Raw genomic sequence first — 25139 nt, 5'->3', positions numbered from 1 at the left:
GGGATGACATGAGCATCGAGTTCGGGCTGGACACGTTCGGCGACATCACCAGGGGCGCGGACGGCGAGCTGCTCAGCGGCGCGCAGACGATCCGCAATATCGTCGCGCAGGCCGAGATGGCGGACAGCGTCGGCGTCGACTTCTTCGGAGTGGGGGAGCACCACCGCCACGAGTTCGCGGTGTCCGCACCCGAGATGGTGCTCGCGGCGATCGCCTCCCGCACCGAGAACATCCGGCTGGGCACCGCCGTGACCGTGCTGTCGTCCGACGACCCGGTGCGCGTCTTCGAGCGCTTCTCGACGCTCGATGCCGTCTCGAACGGCCGTGCAGAGGTCGTTCTCGGCCGCGGCTCGTTCATCGAGTCCTTCCCGCTGTTCGGATACGACCTGCGCGACTACGACGCGCTGTTCGAGCAGAAGCTCGAGCTGTTCGTCGAACTCCTGAAGGAGAAGCCGGTCACCTGGTCGGGCACCATGCGTCCTGCGCTGGAGAACGCCGACGTGTTCCCGAAGAGCGAGAACGGCCTGCGCACCTGGGTCGGCGTGGGCGGAAGCCCCGAATCCGTCGTCAGGGTCGCACGCCATGGTCTCGGACTGATGCTCGCCATCATCGGGGGCCCCGCAGGGCGGTTCAAGACCTTCGTCGATCTGTACCACCGTTCGGTCGCCTCTTTCGGCACGACCGCGCATCCGATCGCCGTGCACTCGCCCGGCCACATCGCCGACACCGACGACGAGGCCTGGGAGGCCGCGTACTCGGGTTTCGAGGCCATGAACAACACCATCGGTCGTGAGCGCGGCTGGCCCGCGTACAGCAGGGCGCGCTTCCAGAACGACGTCGGTCCTGCGGGAGCGATCTACTCCGGCTCGCCCGAGCGCGTGGCCGCGAAGATCGCCGACACGATCACCACCCTCGGCCTCGGTCGGTTCGATCTGAAGTACGCGACCGGCACGCTGTCGCACGAGGCGATGATGCGGAGCATCGAGCTCTACGGGACCGAGGTGATCCCGCGCGTGCGCGCGCTGCTCGACGACTGAGTGCGCGGCGGATCCGCGACGGTCCTACGATGAGGGGCATGGTTGATTCCGTGCTGCCCAGCCGAGCGTCTCTCGCTCAGCGTCTGGACGACCTGCCCCTTACCTGGCGCCACATCCGCCTTCTCGGAGGTTCCGGGGTCGGCTGGGCACTCGACGCGATGGACGTCGGACTCATCTCGTTCATCCTCGCGGCGCTCACCGCGCAATGGGGGCTCACCAAGCCCGAGGCCGGATGGGTGGCCTCGATCGGATTCCTGGGAATGGCGCTCGGCGCCACGCTGGGCGGTCTGCTGGCGGACCGTTTCGGTCGACGCCAGATCTTCGCTGTGACGCTGCTGGTCTACGGCATCGCGACGGGCGCGAGCGCACTCGTCGGGGGGCTGGCGATCCTGCTCGTGCTCCGCTTCTTCGTCGGGCTGGGGCTCGGCGCAGAGCTCCCCGTCGCGTCGACCTATGTGAGCGAGTTCGCCCCCTCGCGCATCCGTGGCCGACTGATCGTCGCCCTCGAAGCGTTCTGGGCGGTCGGCTGGACGGCGGCCGCAGTGATCGGCTACTTCGTGATCCCGGCATCCGACGACGGCTGGCGCTGGGCGTTCGCACTGGGTGCGATTCCCGCGGTCTACGCTCTCATCATCCGGTGGGGGATGCCGGAATCGCCGCGGTGGCTGGCCATGCGCGGTCGCATCGCCGAGGCCGAGCGGATCGTCGTCTCCTTCGAGTTGGATGCGGGCATCGTCGCCGGTCCCGCGATCCGCAAGGAGCCCGCCTCGCGTGCGATCACCGCGACGATGCGCTCGCGTGTCTCGACGCTCTGGCACCCCGAGTTCCGCACTCGCACGCTCTGCCTGTGGCTGGTCTGGTTGTTCGTCAACTTCTCGTACTACGGCGCGTTCATCTGGATACCGAGCATCCTCGTCGATGCCGGCTTCGATCTGGTGAGATCCTTCGGGTTCACGCTCATCATCACTCTCGCGCAACTGCCCGGTTATGCCGTTGCCGCGTGGCTCATCGAGATCTGGGGGAGGCGGATCACGCTCTCGGTGTTCCTCATCGGATCGGCGGCATCCGCGCTCGTATTCGGTACTGCGAACACGGAGGCCATGATCATCGGCGCCGGCATGGCCCTCTCCTTCTTCAACCTCGGAGCGTGGGGTGCCCTGTATGCGGTGACGCCGGAGATCTATCCCACGTCGCTGCGGGGCACCGGAGCGGGTTGGGCCGCGGGCGTCGGGCGGATCGCTTCGATCATCGCTCCCCTCGCCGTCCCCGCTCTGCTGCCGGTGGGCGGGGTGACCCTGGTCTTCAGCATCTTCGGTGCCTGCTTCCTCGTCGCCGCGGCCGCCGCGTGGGGGCTCAGTGACCGCAAGGGCGTCGCCCTGGATGACCGATGAGCGACGACGTGAGCGGCGACCTCCGCAGTGGCAGTGGGGCAGTCGCCGCTCGACCGATCGATCTCGGCCGGTGGACGAGGCGGGAGACCTTCCAGCACTACCGCGAGCGCGTGCCCTGCACGTACGCGATCACCGTCGAGGTGGACGTGTCGGCGACGGTCGAGGCTCTGCGACGTGCCGGTCGGAAGACCTACCTCGCGCAGATCCGGGCGCTCTCCTCGATCGTCAATCGGCGTGAGGAGTTCCGGATGACCCTCGATGAGCACGGCGCGCCGGCGATCTGGGATGTGCTGCATCCGGCGTTCACCGTATTCAACCCTGAACGAGAGACATTCGCTTCCGTGTGGTCTTCATTCGATGAGGACTTCTCGACGTTCCACGACGCCGCAGCCGATGTGCTCGCCCGATACCGCTCTGCGACGTCGATGTTCCCGCAGCAGGATGTGCCGGAGAACGTCTTCGATGTGTCGAGTCTGCCCTGGACGTCGTTCACCGGGTTCTCTCTGCAGATCCGCGACGGCTGGGAGCATCTGCGTCCCGTCTTCACGATCGGCCGGCACCGCGAGAGCGATGGTCGCACGCTCATGCCTTTGTCGATCCAGATCCATCACGCCGCCGCCGACGGTTTCCATACAGCCCGGTTCGCCGGCGACCTGCAAGCGCTGTTCGCAGAGCCGACCTGGGTGGGGGCTTGATCGGGACCGACGCGGCATAGGCTGGTCCGGTGACTGAGGTGCGATTCGTGGCGATCGGTGACTCGTTCACCGAAGGAGTGGGGGACGAACTCCCCGATGGACGGGTACGCGGCTGGGCGGACATCGCCGCTCAGGGGTGGGCGGACGCTCTCGACCGCCCCGTCTCATACGCGAATCTCGCGATCCGCGGCAAGCTGATCTGGCCGATCGTCGAACAGCAGTTGGAACCGGCTCTCGCGCTTCGGCCGACCCATCTGGCGTTCAACGGCGGCGGCAACGACATCCTCCGTCCGCGTGCCGATGTCGAGCACATCGCCGATGCGTTCAGCCGAGTGCTACGGCGTTGCGATCAGGAGGGCGTGACCTTGATCCTGCTCTCCGGCGCGAATCCGAGCGGCCAGTTGCCCATGGGAAAGGTGTTCCAGCGTCGCGGCGATCTGCTGTCGGACACTGTCATCCGGCGCATCGCGGACCGGCCGGACGTCGTTCGCGCACTCAATTGGCCCGACACGGAGCTCTCGAAGCCGCCGTACTGGTCGGAGGACCGCCTGCATATGAACGCCGCAGGACATCACCGCGTCGCGGCACGGGTTCTGCATGCTCTCGGCCTTGAGCCTGACGCGAGCTGGTGGGCGCCGTACGAGGTCGGCCCTGCGGGATCCAGCGGCTTCGCGTACTACCGGGAGTTCGTGGCACCGTGGGTCAAGCGACGGGTCACCGGCACGTCGTCAGGGGATGGACGCATCGCGAAGTACGCCACATGGACGGAGATCCCGCCGCGGTCGGGCGCGCAGGGTGCCGGAGATCGGCACCCCGGTTCGCCCGCCTGAAGCGGCGGGAGTCCCCACGTCAGGCCCGCATCTGCGGGTAGAGCGCTTCGACGGGCCCGCTGAGCGCACCTTTCACACGGAGCGCGACGTCTCCGACGACGGCTTCGCCCCTGCCGGATTCGAACGCGTCCAGCGCCTGCCCGACCACCTCGTCGGCGGTCTCCTTGGGGCCTGCGGCTCCAGCGGCCATGTCGGTGTCGACCCACCCGACGTGGACCCCGACGACGTGGATTCCCTGCGGCGCGAGCTCGACACGCGCGGAGTTGGTCGCCGACCAGAGTGCGGCCTTCGACACGCTGTAGGAGCCGATCGCGTACCAGGACAGAGCGGAGTGCATGGAGATGACCCCGCCTCCGCCGTTGCGTTCGATGATCGGTGCGAACGCGCGTGTCATCAGGACAGGACCCCAGAAGTTCGTGTCGAACTCGGCACGTGCGAGTCCGAGGTCGCCGGTGACGAGCGACTGATTCCGATCGATTCCGGCATTGTTGATGAGGAGGGTGACATCGCCTGCGTCTTCCGCTGCTCGGACGATGCTCTCCTCGTCGGTGACGTCGAGTTCGAGGGGAACGATGCGTTCGTCGCCTGCCTGAAGGGAATCCGGTCGCCTGACGGCGGCGTACACCTTCTCGACGCCGCGCTCGAGCAGCTGTCTGACGAACTCGGCGCCGAGGCCGCGATTCGCGCCCGTGACGAGGGCGATCTGTCCGGTGATGTCGGTCATGGTGCTCGCCCCTCTCACTCTGCGGCCGCTGCGCGTCGGAGAGCAGCGAGTCCCAGGAACTCGCCGAGGTCGTACTCCAGCCTGAGCGCTTGCTCCCCGGTCGGCGCGGGTGAGGCTGCGCGTGCCAGATAGCCGGGAAGGGTCGTCGTGTGCAGGAACTCCTCGTAGGCCGTGACGAGATCGGCGTCGGGCGGCAGCACGGCTCGGTTCACCATGCGCTTCGCGGTCGCGAGGGCGGCGCGATCGAATGCCGCGAGACGCTCGACGATGGTGTCGACGAACGAGTCGAGTTCGGCGTCGGGGATCGCGCGGGTCACCCATCCCCACTGCTCGGCGGTCGCGGCGTCGTAGTCCCGCGAGGTGAGAACGGCTTCGAGAGCACGATCTCGACCGATCAGGCGGGGGAGGCGTTCGGTGCCGCCGCCCCCGGGCACGACAGCGGTCCCGACCTCGGGCTGGCCGAAGAACGCCTTCTCGAGGCTGGCGTAACGGAGGTCGAACGAGAGGGCGAGCTCATTGCCGCCGCCCCGGGTGCGCCCGCGGATCTTCCCGACGCTGATGTAAGGAGCACGAGACAGCGTCAGTGAGATGTCCGTCCACGCGTGCACGCCGTCCTGCGGAGCAGGGAAATCGGCGAGATGTGCGAGATCGAAGTGGTTGAGGAAGAAGTCCGGGATGTCGCTCTCGAAGACGAGGACCTGCAGCTGCGAGTCGTTCTCGAGCTCCTCGACGACTGCTGCAAGCTGCGAGGCGGTCTCCGCGGTGACGAGGTTGACGGGACCCGTCGCGAACGCGATGGTCGCCACCTGCGGCGATGTACGGGTGAAGCGGATGCTCATGGGAAGCCTTTCATGGAGGATCACTGGACCGTCAGGACGACTTTGCCTGGGCCGTGGGCGGTCGCCTGTGCGGAGGCCGCGTCGGCAAGCGGGTAGGACGCGGAGATCGTCGGCGTCAGACGGCGATCCGCGACGAGATCGGCGAGCGCGAGCAGGCCGACACGGTCGGCTTCGACGAAGAGGCCGCTGATCTCGATGCCCTTCTCTCCGGCGGCCATCAGCGCCGACCCCAGGCTCTGGGGAAGCGTGGAGACCAGGCGTCCTCCCGGGCGGAGCGCCCGTACCGCCTTCGCGGGACCATCGCCCCCGAGCACATCCAGAACGACATCGAGGTCGCTGAGGTCGGCGATGTCGGTGGTCGCGTAGTCGAGCACGTCGTCCGCGCCCAGACTGCGCACGAACTCCGCGTCCCGGCGAGACGCGAAGGCGATCACATGCGCCCCGCGCGCCGCAGCGATCTGCACGGCGAGGTGCCCGACACCGCCGGATGCTCCGGTGATCGCGATGCGCTCTCCGACGCGCAGACCGGCCGTTTCGACGAGCGCCTGCCAGGCCGTCAGACCCGCCAGGGGAAGTGCTGCGGCCTGCTCATGCGTCAGGGCCGGGGGTTTCTCGATCAGTGCGCGCGCCGGAGCGAGGACGTACTCCGCGTACGCTCCGCTTCCGTGGGGGAAGGGGAGCAGCCCGAACACCTCGTCACCGGGGGCGAAGATCGTCACGCCGGGGCCGACGAGTTCCACGACGCCCGAGACATCGAAGCCCAGGACGAACGGCGGCGGTCCGGTGAACGCTCCGGTCTGACGATTCATCGCGTCGACGGGATTCACGCCCGCGGCGCGCACCCTCACGAGAACCTCGCCGATCCCCGGCGTCGGCCGGGGAACCGTGGCGAGGTGCAGCACATCGGGTCCGCCGAGCTCATCCTGGATGACGGCGTTCATCGTCGGGATCTCAGACATCGGTGCCCGCCCATCCCTCGAGCACGAGCTTGCCGACCGTCCGACCGGTCTCGATGGCTTCGTGTGCGCGTCGAAGGGACACGGCCGAGATCGGCCCGAGGTTCGCGGTCACAGTCGGGCGAACCGCTCCCGACTCCACGAGGGCCGCCACCTGATCGAGGATCCACTGCTGGTGGTGCGATTCTGGGAGGTACTGCGGATCGGTGAACATCAGCTCCCACAGCCAGCCGATGCTCTTCGCCTTCAGAGCCGCGATGTCACGAGGACCATCATCGATGGCGACGATGCGGCCGAAGGGCGCGACGATCTTCGCGTAGAGCGCTTCCTGGTGCTGCGAGTGGGAAGTGAACAGCCACGTGACACCCTGGGGTGCGATCTCCTGGATCTGTGCAGCGAGATCACCCCGATGGTCGACCACGTCGTGTGCGCCCATGGTCCGCACCCATTCGCTGTTCGCGGCACTGGCCGTGCCGATGAGGCGAACCTTCGGCGCGCGTTCACGGACGAGCTGAAGCATGATCGAGCCGACTCCACCGCTCGCGCCGACGACGAGAAGATCCCCTTCAGATTCGGCGGTGATCCCGAGCCGGTCGAAGACGGCTTCCCACGCGGTCAAGGCGGTGAGGGGCAGCGCCGCAGCCTCACCGAACGACACGTTGGCCGGCTTGCGGCCGACGAGCCGGGCTTCGACCGCTTGGAACCTCTGGTTGCTCCCTGGGGCAGCGATGTTGCCGGCGTAGAAGACCTCGTCGCCGATCGCGAACCCGGTCACTCCCTCGCCGAGCGCGACGATCGTTCCGGCCGCGTCGAAGCCCAGCACCCGGAACCCCTGCGGGTCGCTACCGGATCGCACCTTCACGTCGACCGGGTTGACCGACACCGCCTCGACGCGGATTACGAGCTCGCCGGGTCGCGGTGCCGGAATCGGGGCGGCGCGCTCCTCGAACGCAAAGGGGTCGGAGGCCGGAAGCGCGCGTGAGTATCCGATCTGCAGATTCGCCTCGGTGGTCAGGTCGACAGCTGTGGTCATGCCAACAGCGTGTCACCGCAGAGGCGGGGGAGGCGCGGCTGGATGTGAAGTCGGCGGGGACCTGATGAATCGTGGCTGGTATCTATCGCTGTAGTCATTTCCCGCCATTCGCGCCCCTAAGCTGATCTCATGTCGATCGCCAGACCGCACCGCGTCGTCGTCCTCGCGCAGGAGGGTGCGTATCCCTTCGAAATCGGTATACCCGCGCGCATCTTCGGTGCCGCCGACGGCGCGTACGAGGTCGCACTGTGCACCCCGACCGGAGCCCCGATCACGACGAATGCGGGGTTCGGGATCTCTCCCGCCGGAGGGAGCGAACTGCTCCGCGAGGCCGACACCGTCATCGTCGCTCCGGTCGACCCCCGAAGGCTGAAGCCCGTCCTGGACAACGACGTCCGTGACGCTCTCGCGATGATCCGTCCCGACGCGCGCATCGCGTCGATCTGCACCGGGGTGTTCACCCTCGCCGCCGCCGGCATGCTCGACGGTCGAGCGTCGACGACGCATTGGGAGTGCGAAGCGCTCTTCCGTTCCTGGTATCCCGACATCGAACTCGACGAGAAGGTGCTCTTCACCGATGCCGGGCGGGTGCTCACCTCGGCAGGGGCGGCATCCGGCATCGATCTCTGCCTCCACATGATCCGCACCGACCACGGTACGGACCTCGCGAACAGGGCGGCACGACGGTGCGTGGTCGCCCCGCACCGCGACGGCGGTCAGGCCCAGTACATCGAGCGTGCCGTTCTCGATCCGAAGGACGCGTCGACGTCCCGCACGCGCGAATGGGCTCTCCAGCGACTCGGGGATCCACTCACCCTTGCCGGGCTGGCGGAGCATGCGCACATGAGCGAGAGGACCTTCACCAGGCGCTTCCGCGAGGAGACCGGTCTCGCCCCTCGACAGTGGCTGACGGAGCAGCGGCTCGCTCTCGCGCGCGAGCTGTTGGAGTCGACCGATCAGGGGATCGAGGCCATCGCCGCCGCGATCGGCTACGCCACGGCGACCTCGCTCCGCACTCATCTCTCTGCGGCGCTCGGCGTGTCACCGGCGACGTACCGACGCACCTTCCGAGCGACCAGCGCCACGCGGCGTGGCGAGCAGGTGGTTCGGACTCCTCGGCGGGGCACCTCCGCGGTCACCGTGTAGGTGCGGCATCCGAATAGGATTCCCCCTATGCCCGCGATCGACAGCATCGAGATCGAGATGCGCCGGATCCCCGCCGGTTCCGTCACTCTGCACGACGCGCGCCGCAAGGTGCAGCGCTTCGTGGAGCTGGAGGCGTTCGAGATCGGGGTCTTCACGATCACCGAGGAGCAGCTCGCTGAGATCCTCCCCGTGCCATCCCGGCACCTGCGGCGACCGGCGATCGGCGTCAGCTGGCAGCGGGCCGTGCACTTCTGCAATGCGGCATCCGAATGGGAGGGGCTGGATCCCGCCTACCGGTTCGACGGCGAGGACGTGACCTGGGATGCGACCTCTGAGGGGTACCGGCTGCCCACCGAAGCGGAATGGGAGTTCGCCTGCAGGGCGGGATCGAGCAGCCCGCATTATGCTCCGCTCGCGGATGCCGCATGGACGAGTGCCGACGGCGTCTCGACCCCGCAGGACGTCGGAGGAAAGCTCCCCAATCTGCACGGGCTGTTCGACACTCTCGGGAACGTCTGGGAGTGGTGCTGGGATCTGCTGGATCCCGCGCGCTACGGCGACTACCGGGTGTTCCGCGGCGGCGGATACGCCGACGACGCCTGGAGCGTGCGGGCCGGCGTGCGCCGTGGGGGAGGGCCGAGGATGGCGCATGAGGACCTCGGGTTCCGCGTCGCGCGAGGCGCCTTCGATGACCCGGATGCCGCGCAGGGCTGGTCCGTGGCCGAGGATCGTGAGCGCGTCTTCGTCGACGGACCCGTACCCTTCGGCTGGACGCCGTTGACGCGACCCACGCGGTGAGCATCCGCTGGTTTGGCTCTCCGCAGGGCGGGTGAAAAACTGGGGGGATGTCTGATTCGTACTCGCTCATCGTCTCTCAAGGCCGTGTGGCCGACCGCACCGACGGCGCACTCGTCGGTGCTCGACGTGTGGGCGCAGCGCTCTCGGAACTTCTCGGGCTCGAAGCGACCGTGATCGGCACGCCGTCGTCGGCGGTGACCGATGACTGGAGCGAGGCTCTGCGACAGGCCGAGGAGATGTTGACGGGGCTCCGCAGTGCACTCTCCACGGCTCTGGATGCCGGCACCGTGCCCGTGCTGGTGACGAACACCTGCGCTGCGAGTCTGGGTACCCTGCCCACGGTCGCCGAGCGCCACCCGGATGCCGTCGTGCTCTGGATCGACGCGCACGGAGACTTCAACACGCCGCAGACGACCGATTCCGGCTACCTCGGCGGCATGGTGCTCGCGGCAGCCTGCGGACTGTGGGACAGCGGGCACGGAGCCGGCATCGATCCACGACAGGTGATCGTCGTCGGAGGACGGGACATCGACGAGGCTGAGGGAGAGCTTCTCTCCGAGGCGGGGGTGACGGTGCTGCCGCCTGCCGAGAGCACCCCTGCTCGGCTCCTCGACCTCATCGATGGACGACCGGTCTGGATCCATGTCGACTGGGACGTCCTCGAGCCGGGCTACATCCCCGCTGCTTATCGCGTGTCCGAAGGCATGCTGCCGCACGAGGTCGCGTCGATCTTCGCGGCTCTGCCGTCGGGTGCGGTCAAGGGGATCGAGCTCGCGGAGTTCGAGGCGGGGGACACCGAGGTGCCGGAGCGGGTCAGCCTCGAACTGATCATCGAGACCTTCCAGCACCTGCTCCGTTGATCTCGGGCACTCAGCGCTTGCGCTCGGGATCCATCCCGATGCGGATGCGCGTGCGCTTGCGCTCGATCACGATGAACACGACGCCGATCACCCACAGCGGGATCGGCGCGAGGAATGCGATCCGGAACGCCTCGAGCGAATAGGTGGAGGGTGTACCCGCCCCCTGGATGTCGAGGGCGAGGCCGATGAGGAAGATCGCGATCAGCGCGGCGATGAATCCGCCGGCGTTCGTCACGCCCGTCGCCGTGCTCAGTCGCTGCGAGGGATTATGCGTGCGAGCGTGGTCGAAGGCGATCATCGAGGCCGGGCCGCCCGTTCCGAGGGCGACGGCGAGCACATAGAGCATCCAGTCCGGCGCGGTGCCGGGGACGGCGATCACCGCGATCCAGGCCACCATCTGCACGCCGACCGCCGGGAGCACGAGCGCGAGTGAGCGATGATTGGGCAGTCGACGCGACAGGTCGCCGATGATCGGGCCGAGCGCCATTCCCGCGACCACGTAGACCGAGATGATCGCCGCGGCGTGGGCGGCGTCGAGGCCCTCGCCGGCGGTGAGGAACGGCATCCCCCAGAGCAGGACGAAGGCGGTTCCTGCGAACGGCGTCGTGAAGTGCGACCAGAAGGCGAGCCGGGTTCCCGGGTGCGCCCACGCCGCTCGGATGCCGACCCCGGTGTCGATCGAGGATGTCACGACACGGATGACGCCGGTGTCGGTGTTCACCGTGATGTCGGCGCCGCGCTCCGGTGGGTGGTTCCGGATGAGCACGTACACCAGGATCGTGAAGAGCACGCCGAGCCCGGCGATGCTGCCGAAGGTGACGGTCCAACTGGTCGCGTGCAGGAACGCGGCGAGGGGCACCAGCGCTACCAGCTGCCCGGCTTGGCCGAGGATGCCGGTGAACTGCACCATCAGCGGCCCGCGCTGTGCGGGGAACCAGGTGGCGACGAGTCGGAGCACGGCGGGGAAGATGGCCGCGTCGCCGGCGCCGAGCAGGATGCGGGCGAGGATCGCGATGCCGATGCTGGGGGAGAGGGCCATGGTGAGCTGGCCCGCCGCCATCAGGATCATGCCGACCGTCATGACCGGGCGGGATCCGTACTTGTCCAGCAGGACGCCGATCGGGATCTGCATGCCGCCGTAGACGGCGAGCTGGACGACGGCGAAAAGGGCGAGTGTCGAGGCATCCGCGTCGAAACGATCAGCGGCTTCGACGCCGACGGCCCCCAGGGAGGTGCGGTTCGTGATCGCCAGCATGTAGGCGGCGACACCGACCGACCAGATGAGCCACGCCCGCCATCCCGGAGACGAAGTGGGGGACACGGACTGCTGTTGCACGATTCAACGGTACTCCTCGGGGAGGAGTCGGCTCGCGCTCCGCAGCGTCAGGCGGCGATGTTCTCCTCGGTGAGGACGATCCCCCCGGTCGAATTCGCGGAGTACATCATCTCCTCGATCCACCGGACGTTGAGCGACGGAGCATCCACCTCTTCGAACGTGAAGCGCAGGGGGATCGAGGGATGGATCCAGAGCGTCTCCCGTCCGGAGCCGTCGAACTGCCTCCAGGAGAGCGTGAAGCTCTCGTTGCGCCGGAGCTTGGTGGCCATGACGATCTTGAGATGGCTGAGTGCGCGATCCTCCACGTAGAGGCGTCCGCCAGAACTGCCGTATGCGAGAGTACCCATGAGAAAGCCCCGTTCCTGTGTGCACCGCGATCTGCGTGCATCCGGAGGAGGGCTGTTCCCCGGCGCCAATTGTGGCTCCCGAACTCTCCCGACATACCCACGCTCGCACGTCGTTTCTCGCCGAACAAGGGGGTGACACATCGCGAGAAGTGTGAATCGGATACCGTGAGGTGACGAACGGCGGGGGAGCAGCGGTGGCATGACGAATGAGCTGGCATCCATCCAGGCGGTCCGTTTCTCGACGACCACCGCCGCGGTGCTCCACATGGGTGGGCCGCCTCTGCCCTGGGCCTTCACTGTCAGCGTGCGGGAGGGGCGCATCGAGTTCGCCGACGTGCGGCGGCCTGCGGTCGTATGGGATCTACCCGCATCCAGCGTCGTCGCGCTCACGGTGCGGGAGACGACCTCGAAGGGGTGGGCGCATCGCCAGACGATGCCGGCCATCGTCTTCACGATCTCGACGGCCGATGGTCTCGTCGAGTTGCCGGTGGTGCCGACATCCGATGACGGGCGACGTCTGCTCACCTGGAAGGAGAACGAGGTGCGAGTGCTCGCGCGACGGCTGGAGACCGCCATCGGTACTCAGAGAGCGAAGTGACGGATTCCGTTGGGGAGCCCTGGTTTCGCGTCAACCTGACATAATGTGCATTATCGGTTATTCCTACGACCCTCAGATCAGACGCACCGGTTGTTAGCGTGTCTCCATGACGGATACGGATGCTGGCGAACTGTACCGCGCGACGAATGCCCGTGACCTCCATGAGGTTCGACGACTTCTGCGCATCGGTGCAGATCCATCGGTCGCTCCGTTGCGAAACGGTTGGACTCCATTGCACCTCGCAGCTCAGCACGCCGACCTCGCCATCGCCCGAGAGCTCATCTCCGCAGGCGCGCCTGTCGATCGACGTGATGCTGTCGGACGAACCGCCGCCTTCGTCGCCGTGCTGGCACCGTCGGGAGCGCACGATGTTCTCACGGCGCTTCTCGATGCAGGAGCCGATCCGACGATCGTGAACGACCACGGTGAGTCCGCCGCATCCGTCGCCGCGATCATCGCAGGTTTCCCGGCCGACCTCCTCGGCCGGCTCCAGTCCGCCCGAACGTCCGATATATCAGGCGTCGTGACGCTCTGCTGTCTGCTCTGGGCCCGCGACGGACTCCAGGCGGAGATGGCGGCGTATGAGGACGACGTCATCGAACTGCTCGCCGATCACGGTGCGACGATCCTGCAGCGGGCGGTCTCGGATGGCGCCGAAGGCGCTCCCCATGAGGTTCAGTTGTACCGATTCGACGACCGCGCAGGGCTCGACGGATTCCTCGCCGATCCACGCAGGACAGCTCTCGCGGAGGAACGCGATCGCGTCGTCGCGCGCACGGAGCTCTTTCCCGTGAAGCTCTGAGTCCGTTGCCGGCTCCGAACGGATCGAGCCGTAGGATCTCCCCGTGGATGGTGTGAACGTGAAGATCGACTGGACCGACGCGCGAGACGCGAACCATGCGAACTGGGAGGATCGCGTACCGCTGCATGAGGCGGCGTACGGACTCGACGCGTTCGACGATCCCGAGCACCTGAGCGATGTCATCTGCGACGACCTTCCGGTGCTCGAGTCCATTCTCGGCGCCGATGGGCTCCACGGACTCGACCTCTGCCACCTGCAGTGCCATATCGGCACGGACACCGTCTCGCTCGCCCGCGCCGGTGCGCGAGTGACCGGGGTCGACTTCTCTGCGTCTGCCCTGGCCGCGGCGGAGTCCCTCGCTCGTCGCGCGGGGATCGACGCTCGATGGGTGCAGACGGACGTTCTCGACGCGCGAACAGCCGTCGACGGAGACTTCGACGTCGTCTACACCAGCATCGGCACGATCACCTGGCTGAACGATCTCGATCGCTGGGCGACTCAGATCCATGGACTGCTCCGGGCGGGCGGAACGTTCTTCATCCGCGACGGGCATCCGGCGCTGCATGCTCTCGATGAGAATGCAGACGGAATCGTCACGCGCTACCCGTACTTCGGCGATGGGAAGGCACTGCGGTGGGACGACGCGTCGACCTACGCCGGTGACGGCACAGTCGCGAATCCACGGACCTACGAGTTCCCGCACCCGCTGTCCGAGATCATCGGGGCACTCCTGCGCGCGGGGCTCCGGATCGTCCACTTCGACGAGGGCCGCACACTTCCGTGGCGGTTCAGCGAGCGCATGATCGAAGTGCCGCGCGGCTACGCCTGGCCCGAAGGAGAACGCGACCTGATCCCCTGCACCTTCACGATCGTCGCTCGACGGGAGTGAGCAGTTCACTCCCCCGGTGATACGGCGCACGCAGAGGTGATCGTCATGTGCAGCAGTCCGTCGATCGTCGTCCTGTCTCGTATCGTCATCTGTGCGACCGGCAGGGTCTCGCTGTAGCGGATGTCCGACTGCATCGCGCGGTCCGGGAGGTACCCCGCGTCGTCCCACGCCTCCAGGATGCGCGTCAGCGATCGGGCGTTGTCCGCGGTCGCGAACTGCAGAGATACCTCGGCGCGCTCGGTACCCGGAACGTCGCACGGCGCGAGGGGCACCGACAGCGTCGCAGCATCCAGCTCGTTGCCTGTCGCGTCGCGTACCTCTCCCCCGGCTGCGTCGAACGATGCGGCGATCATCGTTCGAACGGCGTCCACGATCTGGTCTTGACGTACGACCGCTCGTGTCGGTGTGGGTGTGGGTGTGGGTGTGGGGGGAGGATCCCAGCCACCCTCGCCAGACGAGGCCGTCGTGCACTCATGGCCAGCAAGCACTGGCAGCGACGACGTGTCCGCTGCCGCGCGTCCCGATTCGATCGCGTAGTCGATCTGCCAGTCATCGCCCACCCTCGTCACGGCATAGGTGCCCGCAGCGAAAGGCATGTACCCGTCGTCACCCGAAGATCGCCCCGCGGCGACGACGATGAATGGGCCATCGGGCCGGTAGATCGTGCCAGTCGACAGGAACAGGAAGGAGCGCTCGACCACGACATATCCGGTATCGCATCCATTCACCTCGATCGTTGTGACGCTCGTATCCGAGAGGACGAACGCGCCGAGCGCCGAGAACGCGCTCGCTGCGACTCCGAGAAGAAGGGCGAGAATGCGGACGGAAAGAAGAGATCCCGACAGCCACACCCCGATCGTCGCCGCGATCGTGCCGAGAAGGGTGCAGCCGACGATCAGAGCGTGTCCATCGAACGGGCCGAGCAGCACGGTCGCCGCACCAGCCGACACCTGCTCGACAGTGAGGACGACCAGCAGGAGTCCGACGGCCGCAGCGAGGACCACCGCGACGATCCGCGGGAAGACCCGCGGCCGCCCCGTCTCGGCCGTCAGCTCAGCCTTCACCTGGGCGTCCCCACGCCCCGCCTCCCGGCGGGGTCGGGCACGTCGCATCCGTGGTTATGGCGCCGCTCTCCGCCCGCAGCGCGGTTCCGTCCGGTATCGCGACGAAGGTGACCACCACACCTTGCTGCGCATCCACCGACGGCAGAAAGCCCCGTGTGAAGTTCTCGTATCCGGCGTCGAGCGGCTCCGGCTGAGCATGTGTCGCTGTCAGACCCGGCGTCGGGTTCTCGAGCATCCAGTTGAAGACCTCGACGGGCGTCATGCCAGGGACGGTCCAGTACGCGGATGCCGTCATCGTCGGCGAGCACACCCACTCCTGGTACGAGCTGAAACTGCCACCGCTCGAGGCCGCATCCGTTCGGGTCGTCCCCTCGGGCACGGGAGTCGTCTCGATCCATTCCTCCGCCCGTGCCCGCGCCTCGGCCTCCGCCGGCGAGATCGTGGATATCGCCTCCGGGCTCGGTGATGGGGCCGCTGCCTCTTCGTCTGTCGTGGCCGCCGGCGCTGCGATCGATCCTGACGCGCAACCGACGAGGACGGTGGCCGCCACAGCGACCCCCATGATCCAGATCCCCCCGTGAATCCTCATCGTCGGATGCTAGCGCATATGTCGACTGCGGTCGGGGCAGGTTCGAGGCGGGTCATGTTCGTCGTCACGCACCCACATACGCTGCGAGGTGCTCCCCCGTCAGTGTCGATCTCCCGGCGACGAGATCTGCGGGTGTCCCCTCGAACACCACACGACCGCCATCATGGCCCGCACCGGGACCCACGTCGATGATCCAGTCGGCATGCGCCATCACCGCCTGGTGGTGCTCGATGACGATCACGGTCTTGCCGGACTCGACGAGCCGGTCGAGCAGCCCCAGGATGTTGTCGACGTCCGCCAGATGAAGGCCAGTGGTGGGCTCATCGAGCACGTACACCTCGCCCTTCTCCCCCATCTGGATCGCGAGCTTGATCCGCTGCCGCTCGCCGCCCGACAGGGTCGACAGCGGCTGCCCCAGCGAGAGGTAGCCCAGACCGACGTCCTCCAGGCGGCGCAGGATCGCGGCCGCCGCCGGCAGCTTGGCCTCACCGTCGGAGAAGAACGCGTGAGCCTCCGAGACCGGTAGATCAAGAACCTCCGTGATGTCCTTGCCGCCGAGCTTGTACTCGAGGACCGCGGCCTGGAATCGCTTCCCGCCACAGTCTTCGCACGGCGTCTCGATCGTGTCCATGAAGCCGAGCTCGGTGATGATGACGCCGGCCCCCTTGCAGGTGGGGCAGGCACCCTCCGAATTCGCGCTGAACAGCGCCGGCTTGACGCCGTTCGCCTTCGCGAAGGCCTTGCGGATCGGCTCCAGCATGCCCGTGTAGGTCGCGGGATTGCTGCGCCGCGAACCCTTGATCGCGCTCTGATCGATCGACACGACGCCGTCGAGCGACGACACCGAACCGTGGATCAGCGAGCTCTTTCCCGACCCCGCCACGCCCGTCACAACGGTGAGCACCCCCTTCGGGATGTCGACGTCGACGTCGACGAGATTGTTCGTCGTGGCGCCGCGCACCTCGATCGCGCCGGAACCGGTGCGCACGGCATCCTTCAGCGACGCCCGATCATCGAGGTGCGTGCCCGTGCGGGTTCCGCTGGCCTTGAGGGCATCGACGGTTCCCTCGAAGCAGATCTCTCCTCCCGCGCTGCCGGCACCCGGTCCGAGATCGATCACGCGATCAGCGACCGCGATCGTCTCGGGCTTGTGCTCGACGACGAGAACCGTGTTGCCCTTGTCGCGGAGCTGCAGGAGCAGCGTGTTCATCCTCTGGATGTCGTGCGGGTGCAGACCGATCGTCGGCTCATCGAACACGTACGTGACGTCGGTCAGTGACGAGCCGAGGTGACGCAGCATCTTGATGCGCTGCGCCTCTCCTCCGGACAGCGTGCCCGATGGACGTTCGAGCGACAGATAGCCGAGGCCGAGCGTGACGAACGCATCGAGGTTCGACCGGAGCGCCTCGAGCAGCGGAGCGGCACCGGGAAGATCGAGGCCGCGCACCCACGCCGCGAGATCGGTGACCTGCATGCGGCACGCGTCAGCGATGCTCACGCCGTCGATCTTCGATGACCGTGCACCCTCGGTGAGTCTCGTGCCATCGCATTCCGGACACACCGCGAACGTCGCCACCCGCTCGACGAAAGCCCGCACGTGAGGCTGAAGGGCGTCGAGATCCTTCGACAGCATCGACTTGGTGATCTTGGGGATGAGTCCTTCGTAGGTCATGTTGATGCCGGAGATCTTGACCTTCGTGACCTCGCCGTAGAGGAACAACTGCCGCTGCTTCTCGGTGAACTGCGAGATCGGCTTGTCACCCGGATAGAACCCCGACTGCGAGAAGCCCTTCACCATCCAGCCGTCGGCGGTGTACCCCGGCACCATGATCGCGCCCTCGTCGAGCGACTTGGATTCGTCGACGATCTGCGAGAGATCGAGATCGGACACCGCTCCCCTGCCCTCGCAGCGCGGGCACATCCCGCCGAGGTAGATCGCGTCCTTGACGATCTTCTTCTCTCCGCCCGGACCGGTCATCACGCCGCTGGCCTTCTGCGTGGGGATGTTGAACGAGAACGCGGTCGGCCCGCCGATGAACGGCTGACCGAGTTTCGAGAACAGGATGCGCAGCATGGCGTTCGCGTCGGTGACGGTGCCGACGGTCGATCGCGGGTTGGCGCCGAGACGCTCCTGATCCACGATGATCGCGGTCGTCAACCCCTCGAGGACGTCGACGTCGGGTCGCGGAACGGACGGCATGAAGCCCTGCACGAAGGCGCTGTAGGTCTCGTCGATCATCCGTCGCGACTCGGCGGCGATCGTGTCGAAGACCAGCGAGCTCTTGCCGGAGCCCGACACTCCGGTGAACACGGTGAGCCGTCGTTTGGGGATGTCGACGCTCACATCCTTGAGGTTGTTCTCTCGCGCGCCCTGCACGCGGATGAGGTCGTGGGTGTCGGCGGGGTGTGCAGCAGTCATCGACGTCCTTCTGTCGGAGCCGTCAGGCGGCCTGGTTGATACGGAGCAGATTGCCAGCGGGGTCGCGGAAGGCGCAGTCTCGCACGCCGTACGGCTGATCCATCGGTTCTTGGACGACGTCGGCACCGGCGGAGACGAGACGCTCGAAGAGAGCGTCGAGGTCGTCGCTCGCCAGCGTCAGCGCGCCATAGCTGCCCTTGGCGATCAACTCGTGGATCGTACGGCGCTCGTCGTCGGTGAGGCCGGGGTCCGTTGCCGGCGGATGCAGCACGATCGAGGTCTCCGGCTGCCCCTCGGGACCCACGGTGAGCCAGCGGAGCCCCTCGTAGCCGACATCGCCGCGCACCTCGAATCCGAGGGCATCGCGGTAGAACCCGAGAGCCTCGTCGGCGTCGGTGTGCGGAAGGAACGCGTAGTGGATGCTGATCTTCATGCTGCTCACCCTAGGTTCGCCCCGCTGCGGGGCGCTTCTCGATTCCTGATCGGTCTGGTCACGAGCTTCACCTGGAATGGCGGGATGCCGTCCAGATCGGCTGCACGCTCACGGTACACGCGGGGTGGGACACCGACCAGCTCCGTGAATCGCGTGCTGAACGTGCCCAGCGAGGAGCACCCGACTTCGAAGCACACCTCTGTGACGCTGAGATCACCGCGGCGCAGCAGGGTCATGGCGCGTTCGATCCGCCGGGTCATCAGATAGGAGTACGGAGACTCGCCGTAGGTCTCGCGGAACCGCCGGCTCAGATGTCCGGCGGAGAGGTGCACCCCCGCGGCGAGTGACTCGACATCGAGGGGCTTCGCGTACTCCCGATCGATACGATCCCTCACCCGGCGCATGAGAACGAGTTCGCGCAGCCTTGCGTCGTCGGCGGACATCACCGACCGATCATCCCATGTCGTCTCATCTCGGCGGATGACGGCACGATGCAGAATTTGGTATATCCATATGCCACTCGATGTCGGTCCTCGCTACTGTGAGGGGCATCCGTCGCAGGATCCTCCCAGAAAGGGCCATCATGTCCGACACCCCCACGCCGCTCGCATCCGCCTTCTCCGCCATCCGCACCTCGCTCGCGGTGTCCGGTGCGGTCTCGCTCATCGCGGGCATCATCCTTCTCGCCTGGCCGCTGAAGACCGCGATCGTCGTCACCTGGATCTTCGCGGCGTACCTCGTCGTCGCCGGCATCGTGTACATCGGTCTCGGCATCTTCTCCCGCGCGAAGGGAGGATGGGCCCGAGTCGGCCACATCGTGCTCGGCGTGCTCTACGTCATCGCTGCCGTCATCGCCTTCGCCAACCTGAGCGAGGCGGCCGTCACGCTCGCCGTCATCACGGTCGTCTTCATCGGCATCAGCTGGCTGGTCGACGGAGTCGTGTCGCTCACGCTGCTCGGGAAGGACGGCTCTCGCACCTGGACGCTGCTCTACGCGATCCTCAGCATCATCGCCGGCGTCTATGTGCTGTTCAACGTCCTCGCGGCGGGGATCGTGCTGTGGGTCTTCCTCGGCGCGTCGCTCGTCGTGCTCGGTCTCGTGCAGATCATCCGCGCCATCACGCTCGGCAAGGAGGCGAAGGCAGCCGTCGCCTGAGGTCCCTTCACGCACGTGAGACCGTCGATCCTGCGTGAGTCGGATGCTGCGGGCATCCGACTCACGCAGAGTTCTCGGTCTCAGTCAGAAAGTCGGCCTCGTGCAGGGAGGCAGTCTCACTCGGAGGCGAAGCCGCTCACATCGCCGACCAGGCGCGTGTTGTCCGCCGGCACCGGGTCGATCGCGGCCTGTGCGACCTCGGCGGCGAACTCCGACACGTTGTAGAGCTTGCCTGCCGACTCGCGGCGCTCGGAGATCGCGCCGGGGTTCGCGCGCTCGAGGAGCGTCGCGGTGATGGTGCCCTCGATCATGTCGCCGGAGACCACGGTGAAGCCGACGCCCTTCTCGGCGAGACCCGGGATCAGTTCGCGAAGAGCATCCTCACCGGCGCGCTTCGAAAGGGCGACCGGCAAGTACTCGGGCATGGTGGGCGTGGTGCGGATGAAGTGCGCCTGATGGCTCGTGACGAAGACGACCCGCGCCCCGTCTCCGAGCAGCGGCGTCGCCGCGTTCAGGACGTTGAGCTGCGCATCGCGGTTCAGGGTGAGCGCGTAGTCCTCGGCCATCCCGGACTCCATGCCGCCGGAGGCGTTCAGCACGAGCACGTCGAGGCGGCCGAACTCGGCCTCGACCTGGGCGAACATCCCCGCGACCGACTCCGGGTCGGTCAGGTCGGCACCGACGACGAGCACACGCCGGCCGAGCTCGCGCAGTTCGTTCGCGAGCTTCTCGGCGCGCGGCGCCTTGTTGCGGAAGTTGATGACGACGTCGGCGCCGGCCTCGGCGAAGTACCGCACCGTGTCGGCGCCGATCCCCCGTGACGAACCGGTGACAAGAGCGACCTTGCCGTCGAGAGAACCAGCAGGAAGAACGTCGGACACAGGTGACTCCTCATGATGCGTGAAAGCCGCGATCACGCGGCCTTCCCAGCCTACCAACGGGCCTTCGCAGAGCCGGGTCCGCGTCGTCCCTGCGTGGTAGGTTGACGGCTAGGGAGGGCCTCATGGACGACTTCACGACATTCCTCACGTTCATCGATCAGTGGGCGTGGATCGGATGGCTCGTCCTCATCGCCGCGTTCCTCGTGATCGAGATGCTGACGCTCGACTTCACCTTCCTGATGCTGAGCCTCGGCGCCGCCGTCGGTCTCGTCACGGATCTCCTCGGCATCCCGATCTGGCTGCAGGTCCTCATCGCGGCAGCCGCCGCAGGTATCTTCATCTTCTTCCTTCGCCCGCCTCTCCTGAAACGGCTCCGGCGCGGCGAGGACCCGACGAAGTCGAACGTCGAAGCACTGATCGATCTGCGCGGCCTGGCGCTCGACGACATCACCCGGGTCTCCGGGCAGGTCAAACTCAGCAACGGCGACACCTGGACGGCACGCAGCGCAGCACCCGTCGCGATCCCGCGCGGATCGCACGTCGCGGTCAGCGAGATCAACGGCGCCACCGCCATCGTCCGTCCCGTCAACGACTAGGAGCAGATCATGAACGGCGCACTGTCCATAGGTTCGGTGATCGTGTGGATCCTCCTCGCGGTGATCGTCATCTTCGTCGTGGTGACGATCGCGCGGTCGATCCGGATCATCCCGCAGGCGACGGCAGGCGTCGTCGAGCGCCTCGGCCGCTACCACAAGACCCTCATGCCGGGTCTGAACATCCTGGTGCCGTTCATCGATCGTCTGCGACCGCTCATCGACATGCGCGAACAGGTGGTCTCCTTCCCTCCCCAGCCCGTGATCACCGAGGACAACCTCGTGGTCTCGATCGACACGGTCGTCTACTTCCAGGTCACCGACGCCAGAGCAGCGACCTACGAGATCGCGAACTACCTCGGCGCGGTCGAGCAGCTCACGACGACGACCCTCCGCAACGTCGTCGGCGGGCTGAACCTCGAGGAGGCGCTGACGAGCCGCGACAACATCAACGGCCAGCTGCGCGTCGTGCTCGACGAGGCCACCGGCAAATGGGGCATCCGCGTCGGACGCGTCGAGCTGAAGGCGATCGACCCGCCCGTCTCCATCCAGGACTCCATGGAGAAGCAGATGCGTGCCGAGCGCGACCGCCGGGCTGCCATCCTCACCGCGGAGGGCTCCAAGCAGTCGCAGATCCTCGAGGCCGAGGGTCAGCGACAGGCGGCGATCCTGCAGGCCGAAGGCGACAAGCAGGCGGCCGTCCTGCGTGCGCAGGGTGAGGCCGAGGCAATCCAGAACGTGTTCACTGCGATCCATCAGGGACGCCCGGATGACAAGCTCCTCGCCTATCAGTACCTCCAGATGCTCCCCAAGATCAGCGAAGGCCAGTCCAACAAGTTGTGGATCATCCCGAGTGAGCTGACCGAGGCGCTGAAGGGCATCGGCTCGGCGTTCGCTCCGAAGCCCGGCCAGCCGCCGACCGGCACCCCCGGCGCGTGACTCACCCGTACTTCGAGAAGGCGCAGCGTCCGCGGGTCCTCGCGCATCGAGGGCTCGTCACCGCGGAGGGTGAGGAGTCGGGGGTCTGGGAGAACACCGCGGTCGCGTTCGCCGCCGCACACGCGGCGGGCGCGGAGTACATCGAGACCGATTGTCGGGTCACCGCCGATGGCGACGTCGTGCTCTTCCACGATGAGACGCTCGAGCGTCTCGTGGACGATGGGCGCGAGGTCGCAGCGGTGACGACGAAAGAACTGCGGAGCATCTTCGCCGACCACGGTGGGCTTCTGACCGTCCGCGAGGCGCTGGAGACGTTCCCCACGATCCGGTTCAACATCGACGTGAAGACGGATGCCGCGGCAGAGCCCGTGGGGTCGATCATCGCTCCGCACGCACACCGCGTGCTCGTGACGAGCTTCTCGGATTCGCGCCGCCGACGTGCCGTCGACGCGGTACTGGCGGCAGGTTCCGAGATCCGTCCCGCCACCTCCGCGGGGAGCCGTACCATCGCCGCGGTCCTCGCGCTCACTACCCTCCGCCTCTCCCCTGCCGCGGTTCTGCGTGATATCGACGCACTGCAGGTACCCGAGAGGCAGGGCGTCATCCGCGTGCTCACTCCTGCGCTTCTGCGCGTCTGCCGGTCGCTCGGGGTCGAGGTCCATGTGTGGACGATCAACGAGCCCGACGACATGGAACGGATCATCTCCGCCGGCGCGGACGGAATCGTCTCCGACCGCGCCGACGAGGCGATCCGGGTACTGCGCCCCGTCTGACACGTTCGCGCTGGGATTCCGCTGTGAATCCCACGGGGAATCCGCCGCTGTGGATGAAGCGCACAGCCTGGAGCGTTATACCTGACAGCGACGAGAGGACCACACAATGGCAGATCGCAGCCTGCGCGGCATCCGACTCGGCGCCCAGAGCCTACAGAGCGAAGAGGGCGTCGTTTTCATGGAGCGCCGTGAAACCACCTATACCTGTGACGCGTGCGGCCACGTCACGAACCTGATGTTCGCGGCCGACGCCGAACCGCCCCAGACCTGGGAGTGCCGCACATGCGGTGCCGAGGCCCGACTGAACGTCGACGGCCAGGCCGTCACGCTCGAGGCGACCGATCAGAAGGCCGCCCGCACGCACTGGGACATGCTCATGGAGCGCCGCACCCGTGCGGAGCTCGAAGAGCTGCTCGAGGAACGCCTGGCGTTCATCCGCAGCCGCCGGGGAGCCGGCGAAGACCCCACGCGCCACAAGATCGGCGCCTAACGCCCCCGGGCGCGCCACCACCCGATCAGAAGCGCGCCCAGTCCGCCCCAGAGCAGCAGCTGCTGGATCCACGGGGTCAGGACCACACCCGCTGTGAGGCCGGTGCGGAGTTCGACATCTTCGAGCATCGCACCGGCCTCGTCCGCGTCCAGGCTCGTGACGGTCGATCCGTCGGCGCGGATGATCTGGCTGGTGCCGACTGTCGAGATGTTCACGACGCTGCGGCCCGTCTCGATCGCCCGCATGCGCGCGAACGCGAGCTGCTGCAGATTCTCGTCGGTGCCTCGGAAGTCGGCGTTGTTCGTCTGGAACACGAGCACCTGCGCCCCCTCCTCGATGCTCTCGTGGACGAGGTCGTCGTAGATGACGTCGAAGCAGATCGCAAGGCCGACGGCGATGCCGTCCACATCGACGATGGGAGGGTTCTCGCCCGGCGTGTACTCGCGGCCGATGAGCCCGATCAGGTCGGGGGCGAGCGCGTTGTAGAACTCCCGGTCCGGGACGTATTCGCCGAACGGCACCGGATGACGCTTGTCGTGGATCTGCTCGGCCGTGCCGTCCTGCTGCCACAGCATCGAGGTGTTGAAGAAGAGGTCTCCGCGACCGGTGGCCGTGTTCGCGAGCAGGGGTGCATCGATCCGGTTCGCGACCTGGGTCATCCGTCGTGCGACGGTGTCGTATTCGAACGGATCGGCATCGATCGAACCCTCGGGCCAGACCAGCAGATCGACGTCCTCACCGTAGAGAGCTTCCGTCGCCTCGGTCTGCGCGTCGATGAGAGAGAACGCCTCCCGTTGATCGAAGTACCCGTTCGGACCGTTGCCCTGCACCGCGGCGATGCGCATCGAACCGTTCGCGGTGGTGGGGAACAGAGGTGTGAACAGCAGCACGGCGGTCAGCGCGACCGGGACGATGAGCCGTAGCGGCCTCCGCCACATGCGCATCCGCGTCGTCTCGATGATCACCGCCACGAGCATCACCATGACGAAGCCGAGCCCGGTGACGCCGATCCAGGAGCTGACCGGAGCCAACGGACTCTCAGCCTGCGTCATGCCGATCCGTGCCCACGGGAAGCCGCCGTACGGCCAATTGCCGATGAACAGCTCCCGGCCGATCCAGATCGCGGCGACGATCGCCGGGAGGAGGACCAGACGTGCGGTCGTTCCGGGGAACGCCTTCGGGAGCCACCGGTAGGCCAGTGTCGTGAGTATCAGGGCGACCGCCGTGAGACCGCCTTCGACCACCGTCAGCGCCGCCCACGGGATCGGACCGAGATAGCGCGACGTGAAGGAGACCAGGATGCCGAACATGATCAGCCCGTACACCGCGCCGACGAGAAGCGCGCCCCCGGCCCGGCGACCGATCAGTGTGAGCAACAGCAGTGCGACCGCGGGGAACGCGAGGATCCACACCGCGGCGCCGGGGTAGGCGAGCGCCATCATCAGACCGGATGCCGCCGCTGCCGGCATCGCCGCCCACAACGGGACGAGCGGGCGCGGGCGCGCGGGACTGTGCGACATC

The 25139-nt window shown here is 67.1% G+C and carries 29 protein-coding genes; 16 read left to right on the top strand and 13 right to left on the bottom strand.

What is annotated here, in order from left to right; genetic code table 11:
- Window positions 1–8 precede the first annotated feature (8 nt).
- Genes ACI3KS_RS07330 through ACI3KS_RS07315 form a run of 4 tightly spaced genes read left to right on the top strand, consistent with a single transcriptional unit; the run spans window position 9 to window position 3953 of the window.
- On the top strand, window positions 9–1037 hold the full coding sequence (locus ACI3KS_RS07330) for an LLM class flavin-dependent oxidoreductase (protein WP_404916739.1): 1029 nt from the start codon (window positions 9–11) through the stop codon (window positions 1035–1037).
- Window positions 1038–1075: 38 nt separating this feature from the next.
- Window positions 1076–2428 (top strand): MFS transporter, encoded by a 1353-nt coding sequence (locus ACI3KS_RS07325; protein WP_404916737.1) that lies wholly within the window; start codon window positions 1076–1078, stop codon window positions 2426–2428.
- Window positions 2425–3123 (top strand): CatA-like O-acetyltransferase, encoded by a 699-nt coding sequence (locus ACI3KS_RS07320; protein WP_404916735.1) that lies wholly within the window; start codon window positions 2425–2427, stop codon window positions 3121–3123. Before ACI3KS_RS07325 ends, ACI3KS_RS07320 begins: the two co-directional genes overlap by 4 nt.
- Window positions 3124–3152: 29 nt before the next feature.
- Window positions 3153–3953 (top strand): SGNH/GDSL hydrolase family protein, encoded by an 801-nt coding sequence (locus ACI3KS_RS07315; protein WP_404916733.1) that lies wholly within the window; start codon window positions 3153–3155, stop codon window positions 3951–3953.
- Between the two features lie 19 nt (window positions 3954–3972).
- On the opposite strand, the gene ACI3KS_RS07310 is transcribed toward ACI3KS_RS07315, so the two are convergent.
- The 4 genes from ACI3KS_RS07310 to ACI3KS_RS07295 are packed head-to-tail and all read right to left on the bottom strand — an operon-like array spanning window position 3973 to window position 7505.
- Entirely contained in the window at window positions 3973–4677 is a 705-nt protein-coding gene (locus ACI3KS_RS07310; RefSeq protein WP_404916731.1) for an SDR family oxidoreductase, read from the bottom strand.
- A 14-nt stretch (window positions 4678–4691) separates the two neighbouring features.
- Window positions 4692–5516 carry an enoyl-CoA hydratase/isomerase family protein gene (locus ACI3KS_RS07305; RefSeq protein WP_404916729.1) on the bottom strand — a complete coding sequence of 275 codons (825 nt, stop codon included), beginning with the start codon at window positions 5514–5516 and terminating at the stop codon, window positions 4692–4694.
- 20 nt (window positions 5517–5536) lie between these two features.
- Window positions 5537–6475, bottom strand: a complete 939-nt coding sequence (locus ACI3KS_RS07300) for an NADP-dependent oxidoreductase (protein WP_404916727.1) — start codon at window positions 6473–6475, stop codon at window positions 5537–5539.
- On the bottom strand, window positions 6468–7505 hold the full coding sequence (locus ACI3KS_RS07295) for a zinc-binding alcohol dehydrogenase family protein (protein ID WP_404916725.1): 1038 nt from the start codon (window positions 7503–7505) through the stop codon (window positions 6468–6470). The genes ACI3KS_RS07300 and ACI3KS_RS07295 overlap by 8 nt, the downstream gene beginning before the upstream one ends.
- A 129-nt stretch (window positions 7506–7634) precedes the next feature.
- Here ACI3KS_RS07295 and ACI3KS_RS07290 point away from each other — a divergent pair, with 129 nt between their 5' ends.
- Genes ACI3KS_RS07290 through ACI3KS_RS07280 form a run of 3 tightly spaced genes read left to right on the top strand, consistent with a single transcriptional unit; the run spans window position 7635 to window position 10309 of the window.
- On the top strand, window positions 7635–8651 hold the full coding sequence (locus ACI3KS_RS07290; protein WP_404916723.1) for a GlxA family transcriptional regulator: 1017 nt from the start codon (window positions 7635–7637) through the stop codon (window positions 8649–8651).
- A 27-nt stretch (window positions 8652–8678) separates the two neighbouring features.
- A complete protein-coding gene (locus ACI3KS_RS07285; RefSeq protein WP_404916721.1) occupies window positions 8679–9449 on the top strand; it encodes a formylglycine-generating enzyme family protein in 771 nt (256 codons plus the stop codon).
- 47 nt (window positions 9450–9496) lie between these two features.
- Window positions 9497–10309 carry an arginase family protein gene (locus ACI3KS_RS07280; RefSeq protein WP_404916719.1) on the top strand — a complete coding sequence of 271 codons (813 nt, stop codon included), beginning with the start codon at window positions 9497–9499 and terminating at the stop codon, window positions 10307–10309.
- Between the two features lie 10 nt (window positions 10310–10319).
- Here the strand turns inward: ACI3KS_RS07280 and ACI3KS_RS07275 are convergent, their stop codons facing one another.
- Together ACI3KS_RS07275 and ACI3KS_RS07270 are read right to left on the bottom strand one after the other, a co-directional pair.
- Entirely contained in the window at window positions 10320–11645 is a 1326-nt protein-coding gene (locus ACI3KS_RS07275; RefSeq protein WP_404916717.1) for a nitrate/nitrite transporter, read from the bottom strand.
- 47 nt (window positions 11646–11692) lie between these two features.
- Entirely contained in the window at window positions 11693–11992 is a 300-nt protein-coding gene (locus tag ACI3KS_RS07270) for a hypothetical protein (RefSeq protein WP_404916715.1), read from the bottom strand.
- 199 nt (window positions 11993–12191) lie between these two features.
- Here ACI3KS_RS07270 and ACI3KS_RS07265 point away from each other — a divergent pair, with 199 nt between their 5' ends.
- The 3 genes from ACI3KS_RS07265 to ACI3KS_RS07255 all read left to right on the top strand — a co-directional run bounded on the left by ACI3KS_RS07265 (window position 12192) and on the right by ACI3KS_RS07255 (window position 14281).
- Window positions 12192–12590, top strand: coding sequence for a hypothetical protein (locus ACI3KS_RS07265; protein ID WP_404916713.1), 399 nt, complete (start codon window positions 12192–12194; stop codon window positions 12588–12590).
- Between the two features lie 106 nt (window positions 12591–12696).
- The gene (locus ACI3KS_RS07260) at window positions 12697–13392 is read left to right on the top strand and encodes an ankyrin repeat domain-containing protein (RefSeq protein WP_404916711.1); all 696 of its coding nucleotides are present in this window, start codon (window positions 12697–12699) and stop codon (window positions 13390–13392) included.
- Window positions 13393–13435: 43 nt separating this feature from the next.
- Entirely contained in the window at window positions 13436–14281 is an 846-nt protein-coding gene (locus ACI3KS_RS07255) for a class I SAM-dependent methyltransferase (RefSeq protein WP_404916709.1), read from the top strand.
- A gap of 5 nt (window positions 14282–14286) precedes the next feature.
- On the opposite strand, the gene ACI3KS_RS07250 is transcribed toward ACI3KS_RS07255, so the two are convergent.
- The gene (locus ACI3KS_RS07250; RefSeq protein WP_404916707.1) at window positions 14287–15345 is read right to left on the bottom strand and encodes a hypothetical protein; all 1059 of its coding nucleotides are present in this window, start codon (window positions 15343–15345) and stop codon (window positions 14287–14289) included.
- Window positions 15335–15607 (bottom strand): hypothetical protein, encoded by a 273-nt coding sequence (locus ACI3KS_RS07245; protein ID WP_404916705.1) that lies wholly within the window; start codon window positions 15605–15607, stop codon window positions 15335–15337. The genes ACI3KS_RS07250 and ACI3KS_RS07245 overlap by 11 nt, the downstream gene beginning before the upstream one ends.
- Between ACI3KS_RS07245 and ACI3KS_RS07240 the strand changes: the two genes are divergently transcribed.
- Window positions 15606–15926, top strand: a complete 321-nt coding sequence (locus ACI3KS_RS07240) for a hypothetical protein (RefSeq protein WP_404916703.1) — start codon at window positions 15606–15608, stop codon at window positions 15924–15926. The two genes, ACI3KS_RS07245 and ACI3KS_RS07240, sit on opposite strands and share 2 nt — an antisense overlap.
- A 72-nt stretch (window positions 15927–15998) precedes the next feature.
- Here ACI3KS_RS07240 and ACI3KS_RS07235 read toward each other — a convergent pair whose 3' ends face one another.
- Genes ACI3KS_RS07235 through ACI3KS_RS07225 form a run of 3 tightly spaced genes read right to left on the bottom strand, consistent with a single transcriptional unit; the run spans window position 15999 to window position 19229 of the window.
- The gene (locus ACI3KS_RS07235) at window positions 15999–18353 is read right to left on the bottom strand and encodes an ATP-binding cassette domain-containing protein (RefSeq protein ID WP_404916701.1); all 2355 of its coding nucleotides are present in this window, start codon (window positions 18351–18353) and stop codon (window positions 15999–16001) included.
- A gap of 22 nt (window positions 18354–18375) precedes the next feature.
- Entirely contained in the window at window positions 18376–18786 is a 411-nt protein-coding gene (locus tag ACI3KS_RS07230; RefSeq protein ID WP_404916699.1) for a VOC family protein, read from the bottom strand.
- A gap of 5 nt (window positions 18787–18791) precedes the next feature.
- Window positions 18792–19229 carry a helix-turn-helix transcriptional regulator gene (locus ACI3KS_RS07225; RefSeq protein WP_404916843.1) on the bottom strand — a complete coding sequence of 146 codons (438 nt, stop codon included), beginning with the start codon at window positions 19227–19229 and terminating at the stop codon, window positions 18792–18794.
- A 140-nt stretch (window positions 19230–19369) separates the two neighbouring features.
- Between ACI3KS_RS07225 and ACI3KS_RS07220 the strand changes: the two genes are divergently transcribed.
- Window positions 19370–19942: an HdeD family acid-resistance protein gene (locus tag ACI3KS_RS07220; RefSeq protein ID WP_404916697.1), complete on the top strand. Its 573-nt coding sequence runs from the start codon at window positions 19370–19372 to the stop codon at window positions 19940–19942.
- Between the two features lie 116 nt (window positions 19943–20058).
- Here the strand turns inward: ACI3KS_RS07220 and ACI3KS_RS07215 are convergent, their stop codons facing one another.
- Window positions 20059–20823 (bottom strand): SDR family oxidoreductase, encoded by a 765-nt coding sequence (locus ACI3KS_RS07215; protein ID WP_404916695.1) that lies wholly within the window; start codon window positions 20821–20823, stop codon window positions 20059–20061.
- Between the two features lie 122 nt (window positions 20824–20945).
- On the opposite strand from ACI3KS_RS07215, the gene ACI3KS_RS07210 reads away from it, so the two are divergent.
- The 4 genes from ACI3KS_RS07210 (at window position 20946) to ACI3KS_RS07195 (ending at window position 23618) form a co-directional block, all read left to right on the top strand.
- Window positions 20946–21419 (top strand): NfeD family protein, encoded by a 474-nt coding sequence (locus tag ACI3KS_RS07210; RefSeq protein WP_404916693.1) that lies wholly within the window; start codon window positions 20946–20948, stop codon window positions 21417–21419.
- A gap of 9 nt (window positions 21420–21428) precedes the next feature.
- On the top strand, window positions 21429–22355 hold the full coding sequence (locus tag ACI3KS_RS07205; RefSeq protein ID WP_404916691.1) for an SPFH domain-containing protein: 927 nt from the start codon (window positions 21429–21431) through the stop codon (window positions 22353–22355).
- Window positions 22352–23128 carry a glycerophosphodiester phosphodiesterase family protein gene (locus ACI3KS_RS07200; RefSeq protein WP_404916689.1) on the top strand — a complete coding sequence of 259 codons (777 nt, stop codon included), beginning with the start codon at window positions 22352–22354 and terminating at the stop codon, window positions 23126–23128. Before ACI3KS_RS07205 ends, ACI3KS_RS07200 begins: the two co-directional genes overlap by 4 nt.
- A gap of 106 nt (window positions 23129–23234) precedes the next feature.
- Entirely contained in the window at window positions 23235–23618 is a 384-nt protein-coding gene (locus ACI3KS_RS07195) for an RNA polymerase-binding protein RbpA (RefSeq protein WP_404916687.1), read from the top strand.
- Here ACI3KS_RS07195 and lnt read toward each other — a convergent pair.
- The gene (lnt, locus tag ACI3KS_RS07190) at window positions 23615–25138 is read right to left on the bottom strand and encodes an apolipoprotein N-acyltransferase (protein WP_404916685.1); all 1524 of its coding nucleotides are present in this window, start codon (window positions 25136–25138) and stop codon (window positions 23615–23617) included. The genes ACI3KS_RS07195 and lnt overlap by 4 nt on opposite strands.
- Window position 25139: the final 1 nt, after the last annotated feature.

The sequence above is a fragment of the Microbacterium sp. ZW T5_45 genome (assembly GCF_044987415.1).
Taxonomy (GTDB): Bacteria; Actinomycetota; Actinomycetes; order Actinomycetales; family Microbacteriaceae; genus Microbacterium.
The sequence above is the reverse complement of the archived record's forward strand: the minus strand, read 5'-3'. Positions and strand labels throughout refer to the sequence as shown.

Excerpts from the sequence above, each read along its gene's own strand:
- ACI3KS_RS07305 (WP_404916729.1), bottom strand. The coding sequence starts at position 5,516 with ATGAGCATCCGCTTCACCCGTACATCGCCGCAGGTGGCGACCATCGCG.
- ACI3KS_RS07330 (WP_404916739.1), top strand. The coding sequence starts at position 9 with ATGAGCATCGAGTTCGGGCTGGACACGTTCGGCGACATCACCAGGGGC.
- ACI3KS_RS07300 (WP_404916727.1), bottom strand. The coding sequence starts at position 6,475 with ATGTCTGAGATCCCGACGATGAACGCCGTCATCCAGGATGAGCTCGGC.
- ACI3KS_RS07295 (WP_404916725.1), bottom strand. The coding sequence starts at position 7,505 with ATGACCACAGCTGTCGACCTGACCACCGAGGCGAATCTGCAGATCGGA.
- ACI3KS_RS07205 (WP_404916691.1), top strand. The coding sequence starts at position 21,429 with ATGAACGGCGCACTGTCCATAGGTTCGGTGATCGTGTGGATCCTCCTC.
- ACI3KS_RS07310 (WP_404916731.1), bottom strand. The coding sequence starts at position 4,677 with ATGACCGACATCACCGGACAGATCGCCCTCGTCACGGGCGCGAATCGC.
- ACI3KS_RS07280 (WP_404916719.1), top strand. The coding sequence starts at position 9,497 with ATGTCTGATTCGTACTCGCTCATCGTCTCTCAAGGCCGTGTGGCCGAC.
- ACI3KS_RS07285 (WP_404916721.1), top strand. The coding sequence starts at position 8,679 with ATGCCCGCGATCGACAGCATCGAGATCGAGATGCGCCGGATCCCCGCC.
- ACI3KS_RS07265 (WP_404916713.1), top strand. The coding sequence starts at position 12,192 with ATGACGAATGAGCTGGCATCCATCCAGGCGGTCCGTTTCTCGACGACC.
- ACI3KS_RS07260 (WP_404916711.1), top strand. The coding sequence starts at position 12,697 with ATGACGGATACGGATGCTGGCGAACTGTACCGCGCGACGAATGCCCGT.
- ACI3KS_RS07210 (WP_404916693.1), top strand. The coding sequence starts at position 20,946 with ATGGACGACTTCACGACATTCCTCACGTTCATCGATCAGTGGGCGTGG.
- ACI3KS_RS07245 (WP_404916705.1), bottom strand. The coding sequence starts at position 15,607 with ATGACGCCCGTCGAGGTCTTCAACTGGATGCTCGAGAACCCGACGCCG.
- ACI3KS_RS07230 (WP_404916699.1), bottom strand. The coding sequence starts at position 18,786 with ATGAAGATCAGCATCCACTACGCGTTCCTTCCGCACACCGACGCCGAC.
- ACI3KS_RS07290 (WP_404916723.1), top strand. The coding sequence starts at position 7,635 with ATGTCGATCGCCAGACCGCACCGCGTCGTCGTCCTCGCGCAGGAGGGT.
- lnt (WP_404916685.1), bottom strand. The coding sequence starts at position 25,138 with ATGTCGCACAGTCCCGCGCGCCCGCGCCCGCTCGTCCCGTTGTGGGCG.
- ACI3KS_RS07225 (WP_404916843.1), bottom strand. The coding sequence starts at position 19,229 with ATGTCCGCCGACGACGCAAGGCTGCGCGAACTCGTTCTCATGCGCCGG.
- ACI3KS_RS07195 (WP_404916687.1), top strand. The coding sequence starts at position 23,235 with ATGGCAGATCGCAGCCTGCGCGGCATCCGACTCGGCGCCCAGAGCCTA.
- ACI3KS_RS07240 (WP_404916703.1), top strand. The coding sequence starts at position 15,606 with ATGCCAGGGACGGTCCAGTACGCGGATGCCGTCATCGTCGGCGAGCAC.
- ACI3KS_RS07270 (WP_404916715.1), bottom strand. The coding sequence starts at position 11,992 with ATGGGTACTCTCGCATACGGCAGTTCTGGCGGACGCCTCTACGTGGAG.
- ACI3KS_RS07235 (WP_404916701.1), bottom strand. The coding sequence starts at position 18,353 with ATGACTGCTGCACACCCCGCCGACACCCACGACCTCATCCGCGTGCAG.
- ACI3KS_RS07325 (WP_404916737.1), top strand. The coding sequence starts at position 1,076 with ATGGTTGATTCCGTGCTGCCCAGCCGAGCGTCTCTCGCTCAGCGTCTG.
- ACI3KS_RS07220 (WP_404916697.1), top strand. The coding sequence starts at position 19,370 with ATGTCCGACACCCCCACGCCGCTCGCATCCGCCTTCTCCGCCATCCGC.
- ACI3KS_RS07320 (WP_404916735.1), top strand. The coding sequence starts at position 2,425 with ATGAGCGACGACGTGAGCGGCGACCTCCGCAGTGGCAGTGGGGCAGTC.